This is a genomic window from Novosphingobium sp. FG90 (genome assembly GCF_057808725.1).
On record NZ_JBMDIO010000094.1, the window covers coordinates 1 to 1832 of the forward strand.

Annotated in this window: 2 protein-coding genes; both read right to left on the bottom strand. The window is 66.6% G+C overall.

The window, feature by feature from the left end:
- Positions 1 to 801, bottom strand: an 801-nt coding sequence (locus ACODRZ_RS26640; protein WP_488973182.1) for an IS91 family transposase, incomplete at its 3' end; no start/stop codon positions are given.
- A gap of 4 nt (positions 802 to 805) precedes the next feature.
- Positions 806 to 1726: a tyrosine-type recombinase/integrase gene (locus tag ACODRZ_RS26645; RefSeq protein WP_488973183.1), complete on the bottom strand. Its 921-nt coding sequence runs from the start codon at positions 1724 to 1726 to the stop codon at positions 806 to 808.
- Positions 1727 to 1832 lie beyond the last annotated feature (106 nt).

Consider the following 1832-nt stretch of genomic DNA (forward strand, 5'->3'; position numbering starts at 1 on the left):
CGAGATGGCGACGCGGTGGGTATAGCGCGAAAGGTAGGCGAGCACCGCTTCCGGCCCGGCAAAGGGCGGCTTGGCATAGACCACCCAGCGCTTCTTGCGCGCCGGGGCAAGGTGGCGCTGGAAGGCCCGCCGCTCTGTCAGATCGGTCAGGGAGCCGAAGAAGGCGAGCTTGCCAGCACCGTGCAGCGCGTTCAGCCAGGTGAGGAACAGCCGCCGGAACAGCGCTCCCAGCACGCGCACGGACAGGAGGAAGGCCGGACGCGAGGATATCCAGCGACTTGCATCGGGCGCGATACCGCCGCCCGGCACGATCATGTGGACATGCGGATGGTGGGTCATTGCCGACCCCCAGGTATGCAGCACGGCGGTGATCCCGATCCGGGCGCCCAGATGGCGGGGATCGGCGGCGATGGTCAGCATCGTCTGCGCGGCCGCCTTGAACAACAGGTCGTAGACCAGCGCCTTGTTCTGCCACGCGATGTCGGCAACCTCGGCGGGTAGCGTGAAGACGACGTGGAAGTAGCCGACGGGAAGCAGGTCGGCCTCCCGTTCGGCCAGCCAGGTGCGTGCGGCGGCGCCCTGGCATTTTGGGCAATGCCGGTTGCGACAGCTGTTATAGGCGACCCGCCAGTGCCCGCAGTCCTCGCAGGCCTCGACGTGCCCGCCCAGGGCTGCGGTGCGGCAGGTCTCGATCGCGGACATCACCTTGAGCTGGGTAAGGCTCAGGTGCCCGGCATGGGCCGCCCGGTAGGCTGGCCCTGCAGAACGGAAGATGTCCGCGACCTCAAGGTCGGCGCGCACCGGTTCAACCGGCGTCGGCTGACCCTGTGGGTGCCTTGCCTTCCATCAGCGCCATCAACTGGTCGAGCGGGCTCGAGACGGCGTGGATCGTGCGGGTCGACACCTTGGTGTAGAGCGCGGTGGTCTCCAGCTTGCTGTGGCCCAGCAGGACCTGGATCACGCGGATATCGACATCCTGCTCGAGCAGGTGCGTGGCGAAGGAATGGCGCAGAGTGTGCGGGCTGACGCGCTTGCGGATGCCCGCGACCTCGGCCGCCTCCTGAACCGCGCGGTGCAGTTGCCGGGTCGAGATGGGGTCGGTGACGTTCTGGCCGGGGAACAGCCAGCCATGCGCAATCAGCACCCCGCGCTTCCGGCCATCGCGCCACCACATCCGCAGCAGTTCGAGCAGCTGGGGCGAGAGCATCGCATTGCGATCCTTGCCTCCCTTGCCCTGTTCGACCCGGATCAGCATGCGCGTGCTGTCGATATCGTCGACCTTGAGGTGGGCGACCTCGGATACGCGCAGGCCCGCGCCATAAGCCACGCCCAGCGCCGCCTTGTACTTCATGCCGGGCGCGGACTGCAGCAGCCGCGCTGCCTCCTCGACGCTCAGCACTTCGGGAAGCCGGGGCACGATGCGGGTGACGACCAGAGCCCGCGCCAGATCCCGTCGCCTGAGCGTGACGTTATACAGGAAGCGCAAGGCCGACACGGTGCCGTTGATGGTGCTCGGCCTGACCCCGCTCTCATGCTGCATGAGCTGAAAGCGGCGAAGGTCCTCTTCCGTTGCCGTATCGGGAGGGCGTCCCAGGAAGGCTGCAAGACGCTTCACATGGCGCACGTAATCCTGCTGGGTGTGGGGACCGAGGCCCCGCATCATCATGTCGTGCTGCATCCGCTGGCGCAGCGGGCTGATCGGGGCGGTATTGATCGAGACAGTCATGGCAAGTTCCTCTCCGTTGAAGGAACTGCCAGTCTCGCCCCGCTAAAGGCCTACATATAACACGCTACGATGCACCATGCGCCCTCCCGCGAAGCGGGTTCGTGCA

Bases quoted from the DNA above. Each gene is read 5' to 3' on its own strand.
- ACODRZ_RS26645 (WP_488973183.1), bottom strand. From the start codon at position 1,726: ATGACTGTCTCGATCAATACCGCCCCGATCAGCCCGCTGCGCCAGCGG.